16 protein-coding genes are annotated in these 20,655 nt (G+C 65.6%); 8 read left to right on the forward strand and 8 right to left on the reverse strand.

Annotation, left to right across the window (positions count from 1 at the left end; translation table 11 throughout):
* Position 1: 1 nt before the first annotated feature.
* From H977_RS0123150 to H977_RS0123160, 3 genes are read left to right on the forward strand one after another with little or no spacing between them, the layout of a single operon-like run.
* Positions 2-1,939, forward strand: coding sequence for an ATP-binding protein (locus tag H977_RS0123150; protein WP_029110098.1), 1,938 nt, complete (start codon positions 2-4; stop codon positions 1,937-1,939).
* Positions 1,936-3,093: an acyl-CoA dehydrogenase family protein gene (locus H977_RS0123155; protein WP_029110099.1), complete on the forward strand. Its 1,158-nt coding sequence runs from the start codon at positions 1,936-1,938 to the stop codon at positions 3,091-3,093. Before H977_RS0123150 ends, H977_RS0123155 begins: the two co-directional genes overlap by 4 nt.
* Positions 3,093-3,860 (forward strand): enoyl-CoA hydratase family protein, encoded by a 768-nt coding sequence (locus H977_RS0123160; protein ID WP_029110100.1) that lies wholly within the window; start codon positions 3,093-3,095, stop codon positions 3,858-3,860. The genes H977_RS0123155 and H977_RS0123160 overlap by 1 nt, the downstream gene beginning before the upstream one ends.
* Positions 3,861-3,892: 32 nt before the next feature.
* Here the strand turns inward: H977_RS0123160 and H977_RS0123165 are convergent, their stop codons facing one another.
* The gene (locus tag H977_RS0123165; RefSeq protein WP_029110101.1) at positions 3,893-4,423 is read right to left on the reverse strand and encodes a methyltransferase family protein; all 531 of its coding nucleotides are present in this window, start codon (positions 4,421-4,423) and stop codon (positions 3,893-3,895) included.
* 353 nt (positions 4,424-4,776) lie between these two features.
* Between H977_RS0123165 and H977_RS0123170 the strand changes: the two genes are divergently transcribed.
* The 4 genes from H977_RS0123170 (at position 4,777) to H977_RS0123185 (ending at position 9,056) form a co-directional block, all read left to right on the forward strand.
* The gene (locus tag H977_RS0123170; RefSeq protein WP_029110102.1) at positions 4,777-5,220 is read left to right on the forward strand and encodes an ester cyclase; all 444 of its coding nucleotides are present in this window, start codon (positions 4,777-4,779) and stop codon (positions 5,218-5,220) included.
* 370 nt (positions 5,221-5,590) lie between these two features.
* Positions 5,591-7,576: an alpha/beta hydrolase family protein gene (locus H977_RS0123175; RefSeq protein ID WP_231396048.1), complete on the forward strand. Its 1,986-nt coding sequence runs from the start codon at positions 5,591-5,593 to the stop codon at positions 7,574-7,576.
* Between the two features lie 39 nt (positions 7,577-7,615).
* Positions 7,616-8,377: an SDR family oxidoreductase gene (locus tag H977_RS0123180; protein WP_029110104.1), complete on the forward strand. Its 762-nt coding sequence runs from the start codon at positions 7,616-7,618 to the stop codon at positions 8,375-8,377.
* A gap of 97 nt (positions 8,378-8,474) precedes the next feature.
* Positions 8,475-9,056, forward strand: coding sequence for a DUF1707 SHOCT-like domain-containing protein (locus tag H977_RS0123185; protein ID WP_029110105.1), 582 nt, complete (start codon positions 8,475-8,477; stop codon positions 9,054-9,056).
* A 16-nt stretch (positions 9,057-9,072) separates the two neighbouring features.
* On the opposite strand, the gene H977_RS0123190 is transcribed toward H977_RS0123185, so the two are convergent.
* From H977_RS0123190 to H977_RS0123220, 7 genes are all read right to left on the reverse strand, one after another.
* Positions 9,073-9,417 (reverse strand): hypothetical protein, encoded by a 345-nt coding sequence (locus H977_RS0123190; protein ID WP_029110106.1) that lies wholly within the window; start codon positions 9,415-9,417, stop codon positions 9,073-9,075.
* Positions 9,418-9,559: 142 nt separating this feature from the next.
* Positions 9,560-10,111 carry a hypothetical protein gene (locus H977_RS0123195; RefSeq protein ID WP_155946793.1) on the reverse strand — a complete coding sequence of 184 codons (552 nt, stop codon included), beginning with the start codon at positions 10,109-10,111 and terminating at the stop codon, positions 9,560-9,562.
* 246 nt (positions 10,112-10,357) lie between these two features.
* Complete coding sequence (locus tag H977_RS0123200; RefSeq protein ID WP_029110108.1) at positions 10,358-12,016, reverse strand: hypothetical protein; 1,659 nt, start codon at positions 12,014-12,016, stop codon at positions 10,358-10,360.
* A gap of 271 nt (positions 12,017-12,287) precedes the next feature.
* A complete protein-coding gene (locus tag H977_RS34510; RefSeq protein WP_051289021.1) occupies positions 12,288-13,547 on the reverse strand; it encodes a hypothetical protein in 1,260 nt (419 codons plus the stop codon).
* Positions 13,548-14,473: 926 nt separating this feature from the next.
* Positions 14,474-15,154: a hypothetical protein gene (locus H977_RS0123210; protein ID WP_029110109.1), complete on the reverse strand. Its 681-nt coding sequence runs from the start codon at positions 15,152-15,154 to the stop codon at positions 14,474-14,476.
* 48 nt (positions 15,155-15,202) lie between these two features.
* Positions 15,203-17,185, reverse strand: a complete 1,983-nt coding sequence (locus H977_RS0123215; RefSeq protein ID WP_029110110.1) for a vWA domain-containing protein — start codon at positions 17,183-17,185, stop codon at positions 15,203-15,205.
* Positions 17,178-18,590, reverse strand: coding sequence for a sigma 54-interacting transcriptional regulator (locus tag H977_RS0123220; RefSeq protein WP_196808310.1), 1,413 nt, complete (start codon positions 18,588-18,590; stop codon positions 17,178-17,180). The genes H977_RS0123215 and H977_RS0123220 overlap by 8 nt, the downstream gene beginning before the upstream one ends.
* Positions 18,591-18,739: 149 nt before the next feature.
* Here H977_RS0123220 and H977_RS0123225 point away from each other — a divergent pair, with 149 nt between their 5' ends.
* Complete coding sequence (locus H977_RS0123225; RefSeq protein WP_029110112.1) at positions 18,740-20,629, forward strand: LpqN/LpqT family lipoprotein; 1,890 nt, start codon at positions 18,740-18,742, stop codon at positions 20,627-20,629.
* The last annotated feature ends 26 nt before the right edge of the window (positions 20,630-20,655 follow it).

Genomic DNA, 20,655 nt, shown 5'->3' on the forward strand with positions numbered 1-20,655 from the left:
AATGATTACGAGAGTTCTGGTTGCCAACCGCGGCGAGATCGCCAGGAGGGTCTTCGAGACCTGCCGCCGCCTGGGTATCGGCACCGTCGCGGTCTACACCGACCCTGACGCCGCGTCCCCGCACGTCGCCGAGGCTGACGCCCGCGTGCGGCTCGAGGGCAACAACGGCTACCTCGACTCGGCGCAGATCATCGCCGCCGCCAAGGCGTCCGGTGCCGACGCGATTCATCCCGGTTACGGATTCCTCTCGGAGAACGCCGATTTCGCCGCAGCGGTGATCGATGCCGGGCTGACCTGGATCGGTCCGCCGGTGAACGCCGTGCAGGCCATGGGCTCCAAGATCGAGGCCAAGAAGATGATGGCCGCGGCCGGCGTTCCGGTGCTGACCGAGCTCGACCCGTCGACCGTGACGGCCGATCAGCTACCGGTCCTGGTGAAGGCCTCGGCCGGTGGCGGTGGCCGCGGTATGCGGGTCGTGCGCGAATTGGCGGATCTACCAAGCGAAGTGGCCGCGGCCCAGCGCGAGGCGCAGTCGGCGTTCGGTGATCCGACCGTGTTCTGTGAGCGCTACCTGGCCGCAGGTCACCACGTCGAGGTGCAGGTCATGGCCGATCAGCACGGCACCGTGTGGGCGGTCGGCGAGCGCGAATGCTCGATTCAGCGTCGCCATCAGAAGGTCATCGAGGAGGCTCCGTCGCCTCTCGTGGAGCGCACCGCGGGCATGCGGGAGAAGTTGTTCGATGCGGCCCGGCTGGCCGCCGGGGCGATCGGCTACGCCGGTGCGGGGACGGTCGAGTTCATGGCGGACGAGCGCGGTGACTTCTTCTTCCTTGAGATGAACACCCGTCTGCAGGTGGAGCATCCGGTCACCGAGGCCACCACCGGACTCGATCTGGTCGAGCTGCAGATCGAGGTTGCCGACGGCGGCCGGCTGGACACTGAGCCCCCGTCGGCAAAAGGCTCGGCCATCGAGGCCCGGCTCTACGCCGAGGATCCGGCCAAGGGCTGGCAGCCGCAGGCCGGCACGGTGCACCGGTTCGCCGTTCCAGGGCAGGTCCGCGTCGACACCGGCATCGAGGACGGCTCGGTGGTGTCGATCTTCTACGATCCCATGCTCGCCAAGGTCATCTCCTATGCACCGACGCGCCGTCAGGCCGCGACCGTGCTCGCCGACGCGTTGGCCCGCACCAGAATTCACGGCCTGCGCACCAACCGCGATCTGCTGGTGAACGTCCTGCGGCATCCGGCATTCATCGACGGCGCCACGGACACGGCGTTCTTCGATACGCACGGGCTCGACGCGTTGGCCGCACCGCTGGCCGATGCGGGCGCGGTGACGCTCTCGGCCATTGCCGCCGCATTGGCTGACGCCGCGCACAACCGCGCCAGCGCAAAGGTTTTCGCCGCCGCGCCCAGCGGTTGGCGCAACCTGGCCTCGGGCTACCAGTCCCGGACCTACCGCGATGCCGCGGGTGATGACGTCCCCGTGCGCTACCGGTTCACCCGCACCGGTGTCGAGCTACCCGACGATGACGGGGTTTCCCTGGTGTCGGCGACTCCGGATCGGGTGGTGCTCGCCGTCAACGGCGTGGACCGCTCGTTCGACGTGGCCTGGTACGGCGATCAGGTTTTCGTTGACTGCCCGCTCGGCCCCGTGCACCTCACCGCGCAGCCCCGCTTCCCCGATCCGGACGACGCGGTCGCACACGGATCACTGCTGGCACCGATGCCCGGTTCCGTGGTGCGGGTCGGTGCTGCCGTCGGCGACACCGTCACGGCCGGACAACCACTGATCTGGCTGGAAGCCATGAAGATGGAGCACACCATCGCCGCACCCGAAGACGGGGTGCTGGCCGAACTCAATGTCGCCGCGGGCCAACAGGTCGAAGTCGGTGCCGTACTTGCCCGAGTAGAGACAGCTGAAGGAGAACAATCATGAGTTTCATCGAGACCGAGGAACAGAAGGCTCTGCGCCAGGCGGTGGCCGCGATGGCCGCCAACTACGGGCAGGACTACTACCTGGAGAAGGCTCGCTCCGGCCAGCACACCACCGAATTGTGGAACGAGGCAGGCAAACTCGGCTTCATCGGGGTGAACCTGCCCGAGGAGTACGGTGGTGGCGGCGCCGGCATGTACGAGCTGTCCATGGTGATGGAAGAGATGTCGGCGGCCGGGTCGGCGCTGCTGATGATGGTGGTCTCCCCCGCGATCAACGGCACGATCATCTCCAAGTTCGGCACCGAGGAACAAAAGAAGCGCTGGATTCCCGGTATTGCCGACGGGTCGATCACCATGGCCTTCGCGATCACCGAGCCTGACGCGGGTTCCAACAGCCACCGCATCACCACGACGGCCCGCAAAGATGGCAGCGACTGGATCATCAAGGGCCAGAAGACGTTCATCTCCGGTATCGATCAGGCACAGGCTGTGCTCGTCGTCGGCCGCACCGAGGACCACAAGACCGGAAATCTCAAGCCGGCACTGTTCGTCATCCCGACCGACACCCCGGGCTTGAGCTGGACCAAGATCGAGATGGAGATCATCAGCCCGGAGAGCCAGTTCCAGGTGTTCCTGGACGACGTCCGGCTGCCCGCCGATGCGCTGGTGGGTTCGGAAGATGCCGCGATCGCGCAGCTGTTCGCCGGGTTGAACCCCGAACGCATCATGGGTGCGGCCAGCGCGGTGGGCGTCGGTCGCTTCGCCATCGACAAGGCGGTCGACTATGTGAAGACGCGCCAGGTCTGGAAGGTGCCGATCGGCTCGCACCAAGGTATCTCGCATCCGCTGGCGCAGAACCACATCGAGGTGGAACTGGCCAAGCTGATGATGCAGAAGGCTGCGACGCTGTATGACGCCGGCGACGACTTCGGCGCGGCCGAGGCAGCCAACATGGCCAAGTACGCCGCGGGTGAGGCATCGGTGCGGGCGGTCGATCAGGCCGTGCAGTCTCTCGGCGGCAACGGCCTGACCAAGGAGTACGGCATCGCCGCCGCGGTCACGGCATCCAAGCTGGCCCGCATCGCGCCTGTGAGCCGGGAGATGATCCTGAACTTCGTCGCGCAGACCTCCCTGGGCCTGCCCCGGTCTTACTGATGACCACGCTCGTTCACTACACGGTCGACGGCAACGTCGCCCGGTTGACACTGGACTCCCCACACAACCGCAACGCGTTGTCCACGGTGCTGGTCGAGCAGTTGCTCCAGGGCTTCGCCGATGCCGCCGCCGAACCGGGAGTTCGCGTGGTGGTTCTGGGGCACACCGGTGGGACCTTCTGCGCAGGAGCTGATCTCAGCGAGGCCGCCGGTCAAGATCCCGGCGACATCGCCGTGGACCGCGCCCGCGAGATGACCAAGCTGCTGCGGGCCATCCTGGAGTTGCCGGTTCCGGTGATCGGCGCGATCGACGGGCATGTGCGGGCCGGCGGGATGGGACTCGTCGGCGCGTGCGATCTCGTCGTCGCAGGGCCGCAGAGTACGTTCGCGCTCACCGAGGCACGCATCGGCGTTGCGCCGTCGATCATTTCGCTGACGCTGCTACCGAAGATGTCACCGCGGGCGGCGGGACGCTACTTCGTCACCGGGGAGAAATTCGGCGCCGCCGAGGCGGCCGAGATCGGGTTGATCACGGTGTCGGCCGACGATGTCGCCGATGCCGTCGCCGCGCTGGCGGCCGAGATCGCGAAAGGCTCGCCGCAGGGGCTGGCCAAGTCGAAGGCACTGACGACTGCCTCGATCCTGCGTGGGTTCGATGAGCTGGCCGAGGATTTGACCCAGCAGTCGGCGGAGTTGTTCGTGTCTGACGAGGCACGCGAAGGGATGATGGCGTTCCTGCAGAAGCGCCCCCCGAACTGGACCAGCTGAGATTCCGCACGTCTCCGCCCAGGAGTAAGGCGCTACTGCACCGAGCCGGCGCGCTGTGGAACCCACGCGGTCGGGCGCGGAATCCACCGCGGGACATTGCCCCGGAATTCGTCGTATTGGGCGCCGAATCGCCGGCGCAGATGCGGTTCCTCGAAGACCGGGATCGCAATCACAACCAGCGTGCAGAACAGTGCGAACCAGCCGTACAACCACGGCGAGGCCGTGGCGACCGCGGTACCGAGCTGGATGCAGAACACCGCCGTCATCATCGGGTTGCGGACGTGCCGGTAGGGCCCTTCCACCACCAGGTTGACCGGTGACCCGATGGCCAGCGCTCCCTTGCCGATGCGGTCGAACAGGATCACGGTCCACACCAAGAACCACAGCCCGAACCCGATCAACGCCGCGCCGGCGATGGCGAGCAGCAGACCCGACGTCGTAGTCAGGTCGGGAGCTTCGACGCCGGTGAGCGCCATGATCACAGCCGGGATGAACACCGTCATTGTCGCCGGGGCGATCAGCACCGAGAGCGTGTGCCGCCACCAGAGTCGTCGTTGAGCCATCTCGAAACCTCCTTCTTCAACGGTTGTTGAACTTTGACGGTACGCCGAATTCTGCCAATAGGTCAACGCTTGTTGAACTAAAGTTTCCGCATGCCATGAGCACGTCGACGGAGCTGCCGGCATGCCGCATCACCTCACCGATCCGGCCCACAGCACCCTGAGCGGCTAAGCCAAACTGATGTGCCTCGCGACATGACTGGCGGGAATCACACTGGTCAGCCACTACCCGTGCGAGCGGTGGTAATTGCCAGCGGCAGCAACCGCAACGGTATGCCTGTCGGATCTCCGACAGCGGCTCTACCGTTTCCTTGCGGACGTCCTCTGCCGTGCGGTTCCCTCGAAAGGCCTGAATCATGGCCGATGACAAGAACAAGGCGATTTCCCGACGCATATGGGAGGTATTTGCCTCCGGCGACTTGAGCGAGCTCGACGATCTCGTCGCTCCCGGTACCGCCTTTCACGACACGCAGGATCCGTTCGGCGACCAGCGCGGCCCCGAACACATGAAAAGCCTCATGGGCATGTATCGGAAGTCGTTCTCCAACATGCGATTCGACATCAAGATGCAGATCGCCGAAGGCGACTATGTGTGCACGATGATCGAAGCACAGGGAGACAACACGGGCGAGATCATGGGCCGGCCCGCCACCGGCAAGCACAGCCGGATCAACCTGACCGACATCGACCGGATCGAGGACGGCAAGATCGCCGAAAGCTGGGTCACCTGGGACACTTTGGGCATGCTGCAACAGCTCGGCCTGATTCCCGCTGGGGCGCAGGAGGCTGCGCCCGCCTGAGGTACGTGTCCGACGGTCCAGGGCCGGCCGCGGCCCTGGACCCACACGTTCCGCGGGGGCGCCCGCGGCAACCAGAAGTTTCGGTCAACCCTCCGCAGACACCGCAACGGCAGCAGGCCGCAGTCCACGGATCGAGTTGCCGCGACTCCACGTTGAACCCCGGGCGAATCTCTCCGTCCAGCCCACGATGTCGATCTAGCGACGACGGATTCCGTAGCACGCGCTACCGATTTTTGCGCACAAGATCGCTATCTGGGCAAATTTGCCGCGCGCGAAAAAACAGTTGCTAAAGTATGCGAGCAATTGTCAGCCACATCACAATTCAAAGGCGGCGCGCTTGTTGTCACAGCCCACTCCTGCCCGTCTGTCCATGGCCAAGACCGCTGCCACCACGGCAGCGGTCATTGCTACTACGGCCGCGTTGACCGCAGGCGTCGCATCCTCGGCGCCGGAGGCGTTGGCCGCCCACAACCGGAGCGCGCAAGCGGATGTCGAGCTGGTCGCGGCGGCCTCGAACGACGTCGGCAAGATCCCCGACATCGTCGGGATCTACGGGGTCGGCCCGATCTTCTGGACCGCGCAGGCCCTCGGGATCACGCCCGAGAATGTGATCCAGGCTGCCGGCGGATTGACCGGCAATACGGCGTTGGCCGACACCGTCATTGGGCTGCTGAACCTGCTCGACGCCATCTCGCCGATCGAGGCCGGTGTGAAGGGCCCGATGCCGAGCGACGTGTACGACGCCGTCAATGGGCTGGACTACACCTTCACCGGGCTTTCCAAGATGTTCGGGCTCGGCGACAACAATGCGTTCATCAATTGGATCGCCAAACACGCCCCCGTCCTGAATCAGCGCCGCGCCGTCATCTTGTCCGAGAGCCTGGGCGGTCTCACCACATCGTTGGCCTACCGCGACATGATCAATGCGGTGCAGTCCGACGACCCGGAATGGGGCGTCGGCGTCACCGGGCAGTGGCTGATCATGGTCAACAACGTCAGCCGTCCGGGCGGCGGATTGTTCGCACTGGCAACCCCTTTCACCAATCTGTTCGGGGTGAACCTCACCACGCCGGACGCCGGCAGCTACACGAACCCGGACAAGACCAAAGTCCTCAACACCTCGATCCTCGACATCACCTGGGCCTACAACCCCCTGTCGGATGCGCCCACCACGCTGAATCCCCTGGCCTGGGCCAACTCAGCCGCAGCGGGGGTGTTCTTGACATACCTCCTGCCCGACGAGGACAACAACATCGGCACGCATGTGCTGCCGAAGTTGGTCACCGGAATCGCCGACGGTGTCAAGGTGATGATCGACCCGACCGGCGGCCAGGGCCTGCAGATGATCCCGGTCCTCGGCGACTTGCTGAAGCTCTTCAACGTGAACGTCCTCGACTTCCCCGGCAACGCCACCTACATCACCTACGACTCGGGCAACCTCCCCCTGCTCGAGCCGTTCCGCGTCATCCCGCATCTCGCCAATCTTGTTCCAGGCGTTGACATCCCAACACCGCTCACCGACAGCGTCGAAGACGCCCTCCGGAAGATGGTGAACATGGGATACCAGGACGTGGACCCCAACACGTTGGAGCGGACGTTCAACGAGGCCGGCGAGCAGGCCTACCTGTGGCACTCCCCGCTCACCCCGACGCAGCGGCTGGCCGCCAATGAGATCGTGTTCGACGCTCTGATCGACGGCATTCAGGCCAACGCCCTGGATCCGGACGCCTGGGTCGCGAAACTACCGGGCGCGAGCTCCGAGCCGATCGTGAAGAACGCCGTGACGGTGGCAGCCGCCAAGGCCATGAGTGACGCTCTGGAGGCCGTGCAGAAGGGTGCCGACCCTGTCTTCGACGCCGTCGAGAAAGGGCTGGCTCCGGTCACTCATGCTCTCGACGGCATCAACGCTCAGGTCGAGGACGCCATCGACAAGATGCTCAAGGTCGACGGATCCGCGACCGACAAGCAGTCCGCCAAGCAGGCCATCACCTCCGTTCCCTCCAACGCCAGCTTGCGCCAGACATTGAATGTCGAGGCACCGAAGTCCGCTGCTACCGAAACCGAAGACGGCGATGCCAAGCCCACTCCGGGCAAGGACGTGCTCAAAGCTCTTGGTGTGGACAAGGACTCGCTGCAGACCAAGGCGAAGGCACGGGCCAAGGCACGCCATGCCGCCGATGCGAGCGATCCCATCAAGAAGTCGGTCAAGGAAACGGTCGCCAAGGTGCGCGGTGCGGTCGACGATGCCGCGAAGGACATCAAGGACGCCACCAAGGACCTGAAGAAGACGAAGCAGTCCCAGACGAAGAAGGACAAGACGGAGAAGAAGGACAAGGCGGCCAAAGCGGCGGCGTAATCGCTGACAGCCCCGGGACGCGTCGGTAGCGTGGCCCATATGCCACGCACAGTGCTCGTCACCGGGGCGACCGGCACTCTCGGCCATCACGTGGTGCCCGAGGCGACCGATGCCGGTTATCACGTCCGCGCACTGAGCCGCCGGGATCGGGTTGGGTATACGGGCGTGCATTGGCACCAGGCGGACCTGCTCAAGTCCGACGGTTTGGACACCGCACTCGACGGCGTCGATGTCGTCGTTCACTGCGCCACCCAGGCCACCGGCAGTAAGGACGTCAAGGCGGCGAGGAACCTGATCGAGGCCGCACGACGCAAGGGCGTCGGACACCTGATCTACATCTCGATCGTCGGGATCGACGACATCCCGCTTCCCTATTACAAGACCAAGTTGCGGGTCGAGCAGGCGCTCGAGACATCGGGTGTCGGGCACACGATCCTGCGTGCCACCCAGTTCCACGAGCTAATCGAAAAGTCGTTCTCGGTGCAGCGGTTCTCACCCCTTTTATGGACGCTGCGCGACGTCCGATTTCAGCCCATCGACACCCGCGACGTCGCGACGCGATTGGTCTCTTTGATCGATACAGAACCGGCCGGGCGGGCGCCGGACATCGGTGGACCGAGCGTTCACACTCACCCAGAATTGGGACAGATGTATCTCTCAGCACACAACAGCGTGCGTCGCGTGGCCAGATTCACCATCCCCGGCCGCATCGTCGCGGGTTACAGGTCGGGAGCCAATCTGACCCCGGAAAACGCGGTTGACGGCGCATCGTTCCAAGACTATTTGGGCACCGGCGGATAGGTCGTCGGGGCCAATCCGCTTCGATTCTCGCAACCATGTCGACACAGTTCGGCCATCGGTCTTGCATGTGACAGCGATAGTCGTAGGCTCGACAGCGATGAGCACTTCAGCGCCGCAGGGCAGGTCGATGCGCGCTGCCGACACCGACCGCATTCAGGTGGCGCAGCTGCTCACTGATGCTGCCGCCGCGGGCCGGCTGCCGATGACCGAGTATGAGGACCGGCTAGCAAAGGCCTACGCGGCAGAGACCTACGACGATCTGGCGCGGCTGAGTCGCGACCTTCCGGGCGCGGTCAACTGTTCGGCCGGCCACTGTCGCCCTGCCCCCTCGACGCTGCTGCTGGCGATCATGAGCGGGTTCGAGCGCCGTGGCCGCTGGAACGTCCCCAAGAAGTTGACGACGTTCGCAATCTTCGGTGGCGGAGTGGTCGATCTTCGCTACGCCGACTTCACCGCACCCGACGTGGATGTCCGCTCCTATTCGATCTTCGGCGGACAGACCATCCTGGTGCCGCCCGAGGTGAATGTCGACCTTCACGGCGTGGGCGTGATGGGAAACTTCGATCAGAGCATCAATGGCGACGGCACAGCCGGCGCGCCGCGTGTCCACATCCGCGGTTTCTCGCTGTGGGGCAGCGTCAGCGTCAAACGCAAGAAGCGCCGCAACCAGACCGACTGAAATCGCCACCCTCTACTCAGGCGTGTGCCTTCTGCGCTGACGATCGCAGGACTGATTTGAACTCGCCCAGCACCGATGCGCTGGATCCCTCCGGCAAGACGGTGACGATCTCCTCGGCGATCCGCGCCAACTTCTTGTCCGCCGGGTTGTCCACTGTGAGGAGCAGCAGATAGCTGTTGCCCGGCCGGATGCCCTCGGCGCTGAGCACATCGAATGCCAGAACATTACCGGCACGTGTGGACGGCCGGTCCGGCAGAAACTCGAGGAAGGGCCTCAGCCCCGCCAGCACGGTCTCCTCCTGGGCATCCAACCCGCCGGCCGGCGGTGGCGGAACCTTCAGCGATATGGCCCATGTAGTCATTACTGTCCCCTCCCGTGAGTTCGGTCGGTTCGACGCTACGACCCGTACACCGCGTCGAGCGCGCGTAGCCCGCTACCTGGATTTCGCTGCCTCCCAACGAAAAAGGGCGGGCCCGGAGGCCCGCCCCTTCCATGCAGAAAGATCAGTGGCTGCAGCTCGTGGCGGCCACGCAGGTCAAAGACTTGTTCGAGGTGGAAGGCTTGGCGCTCGACACCTTGGCGGTGGGTCCGTTCCCGGCGATGGCCTTGGGCAGGGTGCCCGGCAGGTCCTTCTCGTCCGGGAGGAACTTGTTGCCCAGGTACTGGTCCGAGTACTTCTGAGTCTGGTTGTAGTAGTACTTGCCGGCGTTGACGTTCAGCTCCCCCTGGATCGCACCGTTGGTGCCCTTGCTGGGGTCGGCGTAGTTCGCCTTACCGAAATTGGTGTGGTAAACCTCGCCGATCGGGCTGTCGTCGAGCGTCTTGTTGACGCCGGGCTTCTGGTTGAACACCTTGTCGCCGACGGCCTGAGCCGCCCGCACACCCGGGGCGGGGTTGTCGAAGGCCGGACGGCCGACCGCGTCGCCCGACGCGCTGGAGTCAGCTGATGCCAACCCCGTGGGCAAGACCACCGCCAATGCACCGCCCGCGATGACACCCCCGACCAACGTCCGCGCCCGCACCGATCGATCGGACAACTTCCGATGTTTTGCCATGCCTGTAACCTCTCGTGATTGGCGTTGCGCCGCAGCTAAATTGGGCCAATCCGGCTGACATTGCCGGTGGCCCGCCAGTCAAGCTAAGCCACCGCAGACAGCAGCGATAGGTACTGGCGACGTTGTTCATTTGCTGTTCGGCACATGATCACGAGAATTCACAGCGGGTACACAGGGACCGGCCGACTACGTGAAAACGCAACGGCCCCCTCCGATTTGGAGGGGGCCGTTGGGTGAAGGCAGATGCTATTTGTCGCTACCGCCGGAGCCCGAGTCACCGGAGCTCGACCCCGAGTCGCCGTTGCCCGAACTGGAATTGCCCGAACCGGAATTCGTCTCACCCTTGGCCTTGCCGTGCTCCTGGGCGCCAGCCTTGGTCTTGGGCTTGAACGCGTTCGTCAGGTCCTTGGCGGCCTTCTCGACGAACTTCTCGCCGGCCGACTTCTTCTGCTCGGTCTTCGCTCCAGCGCCTGGTGTTGCGACCAAGCCGGTACGAACCAGAGAGCCCCGCTTCTCAGGCTTCGAGGTTGCTGCCGTTCCGGTTTCGGACTTCGGAGGCTCAGGCGTCGACGCCTCGGTCTCCGTCTCCGAGGTGTCGGTGCCGGCGGCGGTCTCGACCTTTGTGGTCTCGATATTGCTTTGTGGCGCTTTGATTTCCGGCAGGTTCAGCTTCGGCAGCTTGGGCAGCTCGAACTTCGGGGTCTTGGGCGTCTGAGCTTCCTCGGACTGCGAAACCTCGGTAGCCGGGATCGTCGTCTCGGTGTCACCCTTGGCGGCGTCGTCCGCCGCGCTCTGATCCTCTGTCGAGCTGTCGGCATCTGCGACCTGAGTTTTGGCCAGATCCTTGATGCCGAGCTTGGCGGCCAACGAGGACGACGGCGCCTTGAACGGCGACTCGATGTTCTCCGTCGACAGGCTCAGGAGCTTGCTGATGCTCGGCACGCTCGGGGAGCTCACCGAACCGGGCTCGGTCTCCGTCGTCGCTTCGGTCTCCTCCTCGGCCGACAGCAGGCGAAGCGCCGCAGATTTCTCCGTGACCTCTGTTGTGGCCGCTTCCTCCGGGGGCGACGTCAGCGCGGTCACGGTGTCGATGACGTAAGAGACAGCGCCCGAAATGCCGCCGTCGAAGTAGGCGTTGTTGAGGCCCTTCGCCCACGCGCCCACCGCATCGTCGGGCAGGTTGTCGTTGATCACGCTGCGCGCCACCAGCGATACCCCGCCGGTGAAGTACTCGTCCACGCGCTTCGCCAGCTGGAGTCGCTGCGTCGGGTCGAACTCGTCGACGATCGAGGCGGCGACCGATGCCCCGATGTACGCGAAAGCAGACACGCCGCCCTCGAAGTAGATGTTGTCGACGGGGCCGAGGAACGGAAGCAGGTTGTCGCTGGCGTAGTAGAGCAGGCCCGACAAACCGTCCTTGCACACCGCGCCGGTGGCGCTGCAGTTGCCCGGATCTTCGACGACGGCCTTGCTAGCGGAGCCGTTTTCGTTCTTGTAGTAGAAGCTGCCGCCATTCTTGACGTCGGCAACGGTGGCCGGGGTGAGATTCCCGCTGGTGTCCAGGTTGTAGAGCTGATTGCCGAGCGAGTCGTAGATCGGCTTGGTGCCGTCTGCTGCATCTTCCGCAGGTTGTTCGCCTTTGAGGTCGACAAATGCGGCGACCGGGGACGTGCCTGTGTAGTACTGGGCGCCGTAGCCATCCTTGACCGCGCCCCACGCACCTTCCAGCGAGAACGCCAGCAGGTTGATCTGGTCTTGCGTCAGCGTCTTGTGCGCAGGAGCTTCCGTCGCGGAGGCCGCAATCGTGATCTCGTCGCGGGGTACGAACAGTGCGGGGGTCCCGGCAACAAGCGCGCCGGCGCTGAGAAGTGCGACGCCTGTGGTGACGAGCGGACGGACTGCCATATGCGTGGTGCCTCCTATGGACACACTGGCTGTCGCGCCGGAGCTCGCGAACCGAAACTGACAGCAACCTAAGAATTACCTGGAGGATGCTATGGGGATACCTTTGCCATGGCAACTACTACGTCAGGATTCGACGGCCGCGGCTCCGGGCGGTTCGCCGATCGCGCGCTCGGGTCAGTTTGCCGAGCGCAGCCGCCCCGACGACTAGGTCAGATCGCCAAAACGAATCCACGGCCCCTTTTGACAGGGGCCGTGGAGTTGACGCTAGAGATTATTTGCTGCTGTCACCGTTGCTGTCGGAGCCGGCGCCGTCCGTGGACTTCTCGTCGCCACCGCCGGTGAACTTCTTGACGGCGTTGTCGATGTCCTTCAGGAAGTTGTGACCACCGGTGGACTTGCCCTTGTTGCCGAAGAGAATCTGGGGCTCGAACTTGTTCGGGGCCCCGGAGGTAACGCCGGACCCGGCCGGATCCTCCGACTCCTCTTCAGCCGCAGCCTCTTTGAGCTTTGTGTTGGGCAGCTTCAGATTCAGCTTCGGCAGAGTCAGCTTGGGCGCCTCGGGCTTGGTCGGCTCATTGACCACCGGAGTGCCTTCGGTCCCGCCCTCGACGGTCTCGTCGACAGTGACCTCTTCCTGAACCTTGCCCTGAACGTCGAGATTCGCTCCGAGCGGGGACACCGGCGCCTTGAACTCCGGTGCCTTGAATTCGGGCGCCTTGAATTTCGGTGTCGGCAGGTTCAACAGCTTGCCGACGTTGGGCAGGCTCGTGGAGGTGGCGGAACCCGGCTCGGGTTCGGCCTTCAGGAGTGCACTCGGTTCATCGGCGGTGGCCGTTTGAGGACCGACGCCCAAAGTCGGCTGCGGATGAACGGTGTCCTGCGTGATGGCGTCAACCACGTAGGTGACGACGGCACTGATGCCCGACTGCGAGCCATACCCGCTGAAGTAGGCGTCATTCACGGCCTGCAGGAACCCGCCGTCGGGCACGTTGTCGTTGATGATGCTGTAGACGACCGAAGACAACCCGACCGCAACCGATGTGTCGCCCAAATAATTAGTTCCGCTGAAGCCGTGGAAGTACTCGTCGACACGCTTCGGCAGATCCAGACGACCGGTGGGATCCGGGATCGCGGAGGCGACGGCCGTTGCCCCGAGGAACAGGAACTCCGACAGGCCGCCCTCGAACGCGATGTTGTCGAGGTTACCGAGTGGCAACACGTTGTCGCTGAAGTAGTAGGCCGCTCCGCTGAGCCCGTTCCGGCACACCGCACCGTCGGCGGAGCAGTCGCCGTCCAAAGTCCCCGTGTAGATCCCGCCGTAGCCCTGGGTGTAGGCGTGCCAGAGACCTTCGAGCGAGAACGCCAGCAGGTTGATCTGCTCTTGAGTCAGCGTCCGATGGGCCGGAGAGTCGATGGTCGACGCGGTGATCGTCACCTCGTCGCGGGGAACGAACAGTGCAGGAGTCCCGGCAATCACCGCGCCCGCGCTCAGGAGTGCGACGCCAGTGGTGACGAGCGGACGAACAGCCATGCGGTGGCCCCTTTATCTTGAGCGCGAGCCGGGTTCGGAGGACCCGTTGTCGGTACCGGAGTGCAACTTAGAAGTTCCTGAGAACTGTAAGCCCCGGTGACACCTCCCGCAACCTTTATAGAGGCAGGACATTAGTTACTTTCGCACCGCTTCGTGCGGCCTTGGGCGACGTGTTGCGGACAAATTTTTCAATGCAAATTCAATCGCGTCATTTGAGTCGTTTCCTGCGACACCCGCTACCTCGCCGACCTCGGGTCTGCGGGAGGAATTGCACCGGCCGCGTGCCCGGCAACCCGCCGCCGAACCGAAGGTTTGGACGGGCCGGCACAGTTGCCGGAAGCGCACCCAGAGCCGCACAGCGGCTTCAGGCGAGCCTCACAGCAAGCACTCATAGTGCGAGTTCACCTCGGCGTGGCGCGGACATGCGTGCCCACCCCTCGCCTACGACCGCATCACGAGCCGTCCAACGCCGGCGACCCGACTCCGGGTCTTTGCGAGTTATGGCCGCAGCTTTACGAGCGACGCCCCGAATCCGGCCGGCAGTCGTCGCAAAGGCCCGACGCATCGGCAGTTATTTGCAATTGCAATCAACCGTTCGGACGCGCTCATAACCGCCCCGCCTCGCCGCCTTAACCAACGGTTAACAACTGGTATCCATTGCTACGGCGGCGGCGCCTTGGCAAACATTGGACCCTGAGAAAAAGCGGCGTTTTCACTCAGGTTCGTCCCTGGGTCACCCTCGCCGGCATCCGGCGTCGGCAGCGGCCCGGTGGCGCGGCCCAGCCACACCCGGCAGCGCGACGCGCGCCCCGGCCCTGCGGCATGAAGTCGTTCGACAGGAGCGAGCGGGACCGCAGCGCGGCCGGTGCCTTTTACTGGCCGGCGTCGCTCCCGGGTATTTGGCTGGTTGCCGAGCCCGGAGGGACTCAGCGGGGCATCGCGATCCGCAAGCCCGCCAGCATCACCTGGGCGTCAGCCATATAGGTCTTGTTGTCGGGGGCGGTGCTCTGCGCCAGCGCCACGACGTTCCACACCCGCGACCCGAGCGGCACCATCACCGTCACCCCGGTCACGTAGATCGTTTTGCCGCCGTCGTCGTCGGGCGGCACGGTGTAGTTCGCCATCAACGCCGGAAACCCACAGACCTCCGCGGGTTCCTGGGTGATGTTCTGGCCACCACCGGCTTCAAACCCCTGGACGCTGTCCTTCAGCAGATCTTTGGGCGAACGCTCGCCGTCGGTCGCATCCCCGGTGGCCACCGTCACGGCCGGATTCGTCACGCCGTCGCTGAGCGACACATTGCGAAGCACCAATTTGACTGCGCCCTTGGCCAACTCCGGCATGGGTTCCCACCCTGGCGGCTGCGCGATGCGCACTCTCGGCTCATCCGGGGCGGTGCCCGGCAGCTCGATCCAGCGATCTGAATGCAGTTGCTCGCAGGTCTGGGCCTTGTATCCGGGCGACGTCGGTGCCGTGGTGTTGCCCGATCCCGTCGAGTGCGCGGACGGTTCGAAGCCCGCCGTCGCGGTGCCGTCCGTCGTCTGCGTACACCCGCTGAGAATCAGCACCGCCGCCAGCGCGGCCACACCACGCTTCGTGTCCCCCATCGCAGACAGAGACTACGCGAATGTGCTTTCCGCCGAGTGCCGCTTAAGTCAGCGGCGACGCGAGTGCAGATAGTCGCCGACCACCGCGGCACCCAGCCCGTCGAGATCCGGCACCACCACCCGGCCCTGCACCCGGCGGGCCACCTGATCGATGAACCGGGCCAGGCCGGGATCCGAACCCAGCCGGAAGATCGTCACCTGTGCGCCCAGCCGGGCCACCTCGTCGAACCCGCGAACGGTGTGGGCGATGGTGCGTGGGTGCGGCGGGTAGTCGAAGAACACTTCAGAGCCATCCCCGTCGCCGAAGTCCTCCAGGTGCGCGGTGGGCTCGCCATCGGTCACCACGAGCACGACCGGCTGGGCATTGGGATGACGACGCAGATGCCGGCTCGCCAGCGCCAGCGCATGGTGCAGATTGGTGCCCTGCTCGTACACACCCTCCAGTCCGGTCAGCTCACCCGCCGTGACCGTGCGCGCGTACCGGCCAAAGGCGATGATCTGCAACTCATCTGAGCGGAACCGCGTGCTCACCAGATGGTTGAGGGCCAGCGCCGTGCGCTTCATCGGCAACCAGCGGTTCTCCATCACCATGGAGAAGCTGGTGTCCACCAACAGCGCCACACAGGCCTGGGTGCGGGTTTCGGTCTCGGAGATCTCGACGTCCTCGACCGCGAACCGGATCGGCCGCTCGACGATCCCCGTCCCGGCCTGGCGCAGCACCGCATTGGTCACCGTGCGGGTGACGTTCCACGGCTCGGTATCGCCGAACTCCCAAGGGCGCGTGGCCCCGGTCAACTCCCCGGCCGCACCGGCCCGACGGGTGTCCCGCTCACCGTGACGACCCGAAAGCTGTTGCGCCACATCACGCAGCGCGGTCTGGCCGAGCTGACGCATGGCCTTGGGCGACAGCCGCCACTGCCCGTCGGAGCCGCGGTCGATGAAACCCTGGTTCACCAGGGCCTTCTCGAGCTCGGACAGGGTGCGGGCATCGACCGCGGCGTCATCGCCGAGCTGACGGGCCAGCGCCTCAAGGTCGACGTCGTCCATCGACGCCCCGGAATAGCTCTGCGACAACGCGTCTGCCAACTGCTCCAACTCGGCGATGTCGGACAGCGCTTGAGCGCCCTCTCCCATGCCCAGCGGATCACCACCGGAGAACCGCTCCGAGCCGGTCCAATCCTCGCCCGGCCGGGCGGCCTGCAGGTGCGAATCGAGCCGACCCAGCGCGTTCATCAACGATGGGGAACCAAACGCCTGCTGCGCCAAGGAATCCAGCTCGGCCCGTTGCTCGGCCGACAGGCTGTTGCGGAACCGCTGCGCGGCAGCGGCCCGCTTGGCCAACGAGTCAAGGAGCTCATCGATGTTCTGCGGATCCTCCGGGAAGAACTCCCCGTGCTTGTCCATGAAATCTTGGAAGTCCTGCGCGGTGTCCTCACCGCGAGCGTGCTTGTCCAGCAGATCGTTCAGGTCGTCGAGCATGTCGTTGACCCGCTGCCGGTCCTCGTCGGTGGCGTTCTCCAACGCCTCCTTCATGCCGGCGAACCGCTGATCCAGCATCTCGCGGCCCAGCAGATCCCGGATCTGCTCGTACTTCTGACGCGCCTCGGGGCTGCGCCAGTCGTAGTCGGCCAGTTCCTGAACGGCCTTGGCCGGTGACGGCGAGAGCGCCTCCATCTGCAGTTCGCCGAACCGCGCGTCGTCGTCGAGGGCGCGGGCCAGCTCCTTGCGCTCGGCCAGCACGGCCTCGTCGAGCAGCTTCTTGATCTCCTGCAGCGTGCCGTCAAGGTTGTGCCGCTGCAACAACTCCCGGCGCTTGCGGTTGGCCTCGGCGGCCAGCCGGTCGGTGCCGCGCATGCCCTCGGTGCCGCGACGCATCAGCTCGGAGAGCGCACGACGCGGCGAGCTGCCTTCCATGACGTTCTGACCGATCTGCTCGAGCGCGTCGCGCAGATCGATCGGCGGTGCCAGCGGGTCGGGGCCACCGGTGTACCGCGAATACCGCGAGGTGTGCCCGTGCCCCCGATCAGCCATAGACCGTCTCGCCCTCCCCCGTCACCTTGTCCACGCGTTTGGCCAGATACAGCGCCTCCAAAGCCAATTCGACCGCCGCTGCCCGCTCACCGATCGATACCGCACCCAACCGGCTTGCCAGTGCGTCGACGACGGCCAGATCGGGTAACGCGGCCAGGACGTCCTTGGCCGACACCCGCTCACCGGTGGTCACCGGCGAGCCCTCTTCGACCGCGGCCACCAGCGGCGCGACGTCGATGCCGCCCAGCAGCCGCTGCGCGGTGTCGGCGGTGGCACGTCGCAGCAGGTGCTCCAGCACCGCCTGCTCGCGTCCCTCCTCGCCCGTCTCGAACTCCAACTTGCCGCGCAGCACGTCGATCACGGTCGACAGGTCGACGACCCGGGCCACCGGATCGTCCTCGCCCAGGATCGCCGAACGGTGCCGCGCCGAGGCCGCCACCGTCTCGGCGGCGGCGATCGCGAAACGCGCCGACACACCGGAACGCTGGTCGATCGAGCTCGACTCACGCAGATTGCGGGCGAACCGGGCCAGCACGCCGAGCAGATAATCCGGAACCTCGGCGGCCAATTGGGCCTCCTGGCGGATCACCCCGATCTCGTCGTCGATCTCCAGCGGGTAGTGCGTCCGGATCTCGGCACCGAACCGGTCCTTGAGCGGGGTGATGATCCGGCCGCGGTTGGTGTAGTCCTCAGGGTTGGCGCTCGCCACCACCAGCACGTCCAGCGGCAACCGCAATGTGTAGCCGCGGACCTGAATGTCGCGCTCCTCCATGACGTTGAGCATCGACACCTGAATCCGCTCGGCCAGGTCCGGCAGCTCGTTGACGGCCACGATGCCGCGGTGCGCCCGCGGGATCAGCCCGTAGGCGATCGTCTCCGGATCACCCAGGCTGCGGCCCTCGGCCACCTTGATGGGATCGATGTCGCCGACGAGGTCGGCCACGCTGGTGTCCGGGGTGGCCAGCTTCTCCGTATACCGCTCACTGCGGTGCCGCCACTCGATCGGAAGGTCCTCGCCGGAATCGGCCGCCCGGCGAATCGACTCCGGTGTGATCGGGCTGTACGGGTGCTCGCCCAGCTCGGACCCGGCGATCACCGGCGTCCACTCGTCGAGCAGCCCGGTCAACGCCCGCAACAACCGCGTCTTGCCCTGGCCGCGCTCACCCAGCAGCACCACGTCGTGCCCGGCGATCAGCGCCCGCTCCAGCTGAGGGATCACGGTGTCCTGGAAGCCGAGAATCCCAGGCCAGATATCGCGCCGGTCGGCCAGCGCGGACAGCAGGTTCTCCCGGATTTCGGATTTCACGCCCCGCTCACGATGGCCGGAGGCACGAAGCTCACCGACGGTACGAGGCAGATCGCCGGAGCCGGCTGGCCGGCGACCATCGTTTTTGGGTTGGCTCACCACTCCACGCTACGACTGAACACGCGCGCGCACATCGCCACCCGCCAGACTTGGGCGTCAAGGCCGCGCCTCAGCTAGCACCCGGCACGGGTGAGCAAGTCCCCCGGCATAGTCGTTGCCCGACCGTTGCGACCGGTAGTCTGCGCTCCATGCCGTTGGCTAGCGGTCAGGAATTCGCAGGGTTCACCATCGTGCGGTTGGTGGGCACTGGTGGCATGGGCGAGGTCTATCTGGCGTCCCACCCGCGGTTACCCCGCGAGGACGCCCTCAAGGTGCTGCCCATCAGTGTCAGCTCGGACAACGAATTCCGGCAGCGGTTCATCCGCGAGGCCGACATGGCCGCCACGCTGTGGCATCCGCACATCGTCGGCGTCCACGATCGCGGCGAATTCGAGGGCCGGCTGTGGATCTCGATGGATTTCGTCGATGGGCACGACGCCGCCAAGCTGCTGCATGACCAGTACCCCAAGGGCATGCCGGCCGAGGACGTCGTCGAGGTCGTCACCGCCGTCGGCGACGCACTGGACTACGCGCACCAGCGCAAGCTGCTGCACCGCGACGTCAAGCCTGCCAACATCCTGCTCACCAGCAAACAGAATTCCAAACGGCGCATCATGCTGACGGACTTCGGTATCGCGCGGCGCGCCGACGAGGTCAACGGGCTCACCTCGACCAACATCACCGTGGGCTCGATGTCCTACACCGCGCCCGAGCAGCTGATGGGTCAGCCGCTCGACGGCCGGGCCGATCAGTACTCGCTGGCGGCCACTGCCTACCGTCTGTTCACCGGCGCCCCTCCGTTCGTACACAGCAACCCGGCCGTGGTGATCAGCCACCACCTGAACTCCCCGCCGCCCAAGCTCGCGGACACGAGACCCGAACTGGCAGGCTTCGATTCGGTGATGGCCAAGGCGCTGTCGAAGGATCCGAAGGACCGCTACGCCACCTGTCACGACTTCGCCCTCGCGCTCGCCGAAGCAGCCACCGGAACCACCACCGACCTGCGCACCGGGGCTCCTGTCCACGAGCCGGCCGCACCGACGAAACCGCTGATCATCCCGAAGACGGTGAACCCGCCGCCCGCCCCGCTCTCGCCGTCGAACCCTCGGCCCACGACACCGTCGGAACCGCCGGTGTTCACCTCATCCTGGACGGGCAACGAGACCTCCTCCAGCAAACCCGTCGCCGCGGGCGCGCCGCTCGGCATGCAGGGCCACGGCGGGCCGGGCGGGCCAGTTGGTCCGGGTGGGCCGGGTGGGCCGGGTGGGCCGCCGCAACAGACCAACTTCGGGCCGCCCCCACTGCCACACACGCCGATCCCCCAGAAGTCGAACAACCGGCGCAACCTGATCCTGGCGGCCGGTGCGATCGGCGCGGCGATCCTGCTCGTCGGTGGCATCTCCCTCGCGGTGAGCTCTGGCGGCGACAACGGCGGCGGAGGCGGGAGCGAGACCACCTCGGCAGAAGCCACGGATGTCTCCGGTGGGGAGCCGACGTCCTCGCGCAAGCCGCCCGCGCATGCCTTCACCATCGCCGACTACATCAAGCAGACCGGCATCATCGAAACGCCGGTCCATCGCGGCGATCCGGGCGCGCCGGTGTTCACCATGCCGACCCCGCCCGGATGGATAGACGCCGGCCCGCGCACGCCGGCCTGGGCCTACTCGGCGATCGTCAACGACCAGATCAACCCGCCCGAGCCGCCGTCGGTCACCTCATTGATCTCCAAGCTGGCCGGTGACGTCGATCCCGACAAGCTGCTCGAGTTCGCGCCCAGCGAGCTGCAGAACCTGGCCGGCTACAAGCCGACGGGTGATGTGACCCGCGGAAACATCGGCGGTTTCCCGACGGTCCACCTGGCCGGGACGTATGCCAAAGGCGACCAGCGCCGGGCCATCAGCCAGACCACCGTCGTGATCCAGGCCCCCGGCACCGTGTACGTCCTGCAGATCAACGCCGACGCCACCGAACGCGACAAGGCCGTGCTGACCGACATCAACAAGGTGATCGACGCGCAGGCCACCATCACCGTGCCCTGAGTCAGGCCTGAGTCGGGTGGACGCGC

It is taken from the genome of Mycobacterium sp. URHD0025, from assembly GCF_000426065.1.
Taxonomy (GTDB): Bacteria; Actinomycetota; Actinomycetes; order Mycobacteriales; family Mycobacteriaceae; genus Mycobacterium.

Excerpts from the sequence above, each read along its gene's own strand:
- H977_RS0123210 (WP_029110109.1), bottom strand. The coding sequence starts at position 15,154 with ATGGGGGACACGAAGCGTGGTGTGGCCGCGCTGGCGGCGGTGCTGATT.
- H977_RS0123180 (WP_029110104.1), top strand. The coding sequence starts at position 7,616 with ATGCCACGCACAGTGCTCGTCACCGGGGCGACCGGCACTCTCGGCCAT.
- H977_RS0123185 (WP_029110105.1), top strand. The coding sequence starts at position 8,475 with ATGAGCACTTCAGCGCCGCAGGGCAGGTCGATGCGCGCTGCCGACACC.
- H977_RS0123225 (WP_029110112.1), top strand. The coding sequence starts at position 18,740 with ATGCCGTTGGCTAGCGGTCAGGAATTCGCAGGGTTCACCATCGTGCGG.
- H977_RS0123190 (WP_029110106.1), bottom strand. The coding sequence starts at position 9,417 with ATGACTACATGGGCCATATCGCTGAAGGTTCCGCCACCGCCGGCCGGC.
- H977_RS0123215 (WP_029110110.1), bottom strand. The coding sequence starts at position 17,185 with ATGGCTGATCGGGGGCACGGGCACACCTCGCGGTATTCGCGGTACACC.
- H977_RS0123195 (WP_155946793.1), bottom strand. The coding sequence starts at position 10,111 with ATGGCAAAACATCGGAAGTTGTCCGATCGATCGGTGCGGGCGCGGACG.
- H977_RS0123165 (WP_029110101.1), bottom strand. The coding sequence starts at position 4,423 with ATGGCTCAACGACGACTCTGGTGGCGGCACACGCTCTCGGTGCTGATC.
- H977_RS0123170 (WP_029110102.1), top strand. The coding sequence starts at position 4,777 with ATGGCCGATGACAAGAACAAGGCGATTTCCCGACGCATATGGGAGGTA.
- H977_RS0123150 (WP_029110098.1), top strand. The coding sequence starts at position 2 with ATGATTACGAGAGTTCTGGTTGCCAACCGCGGCGAGATCGCCAGGAGG.
- H977_RS0123175 (WP_231396048.1), top strand. The coding sequence starts at position 5,591 with ATGGCCAAGACCGCTGCCACCACGGCAGCGGTCATTGCTACTACGGCC.
- H977_RS0123200 (WP_029110108.1), bottom strand. The coding sequence starts at position 12,016 with ATGGCAGTCCGTCCGCTCGTCACCACAGGCGTCGCACTTCTCAGCGCC.
- H977_RS0123155 (WP_029110099.1), top strand. The coding sequence starts at position 1,936 with ATGAGTTTCATCGAGACCGAGGAACAGAAGGCTCTGCGCCAGGCGGTG.
- H977_RS0123160 (WP_029110100.1), top strand. The coding sequence starts at position 3,093 with ATGACCACGCTCGTTCACTACACGGTCGACGGCAACGTCGCCCGGTTG.
- H977_RS34510 (WP_051289021.1), bottom strand. The coding sequence starts at position 13,547 with ATGGCTGTTCGTCCGCTCGTCACCACTGGCGTCGCACTCCTGAGCGCG.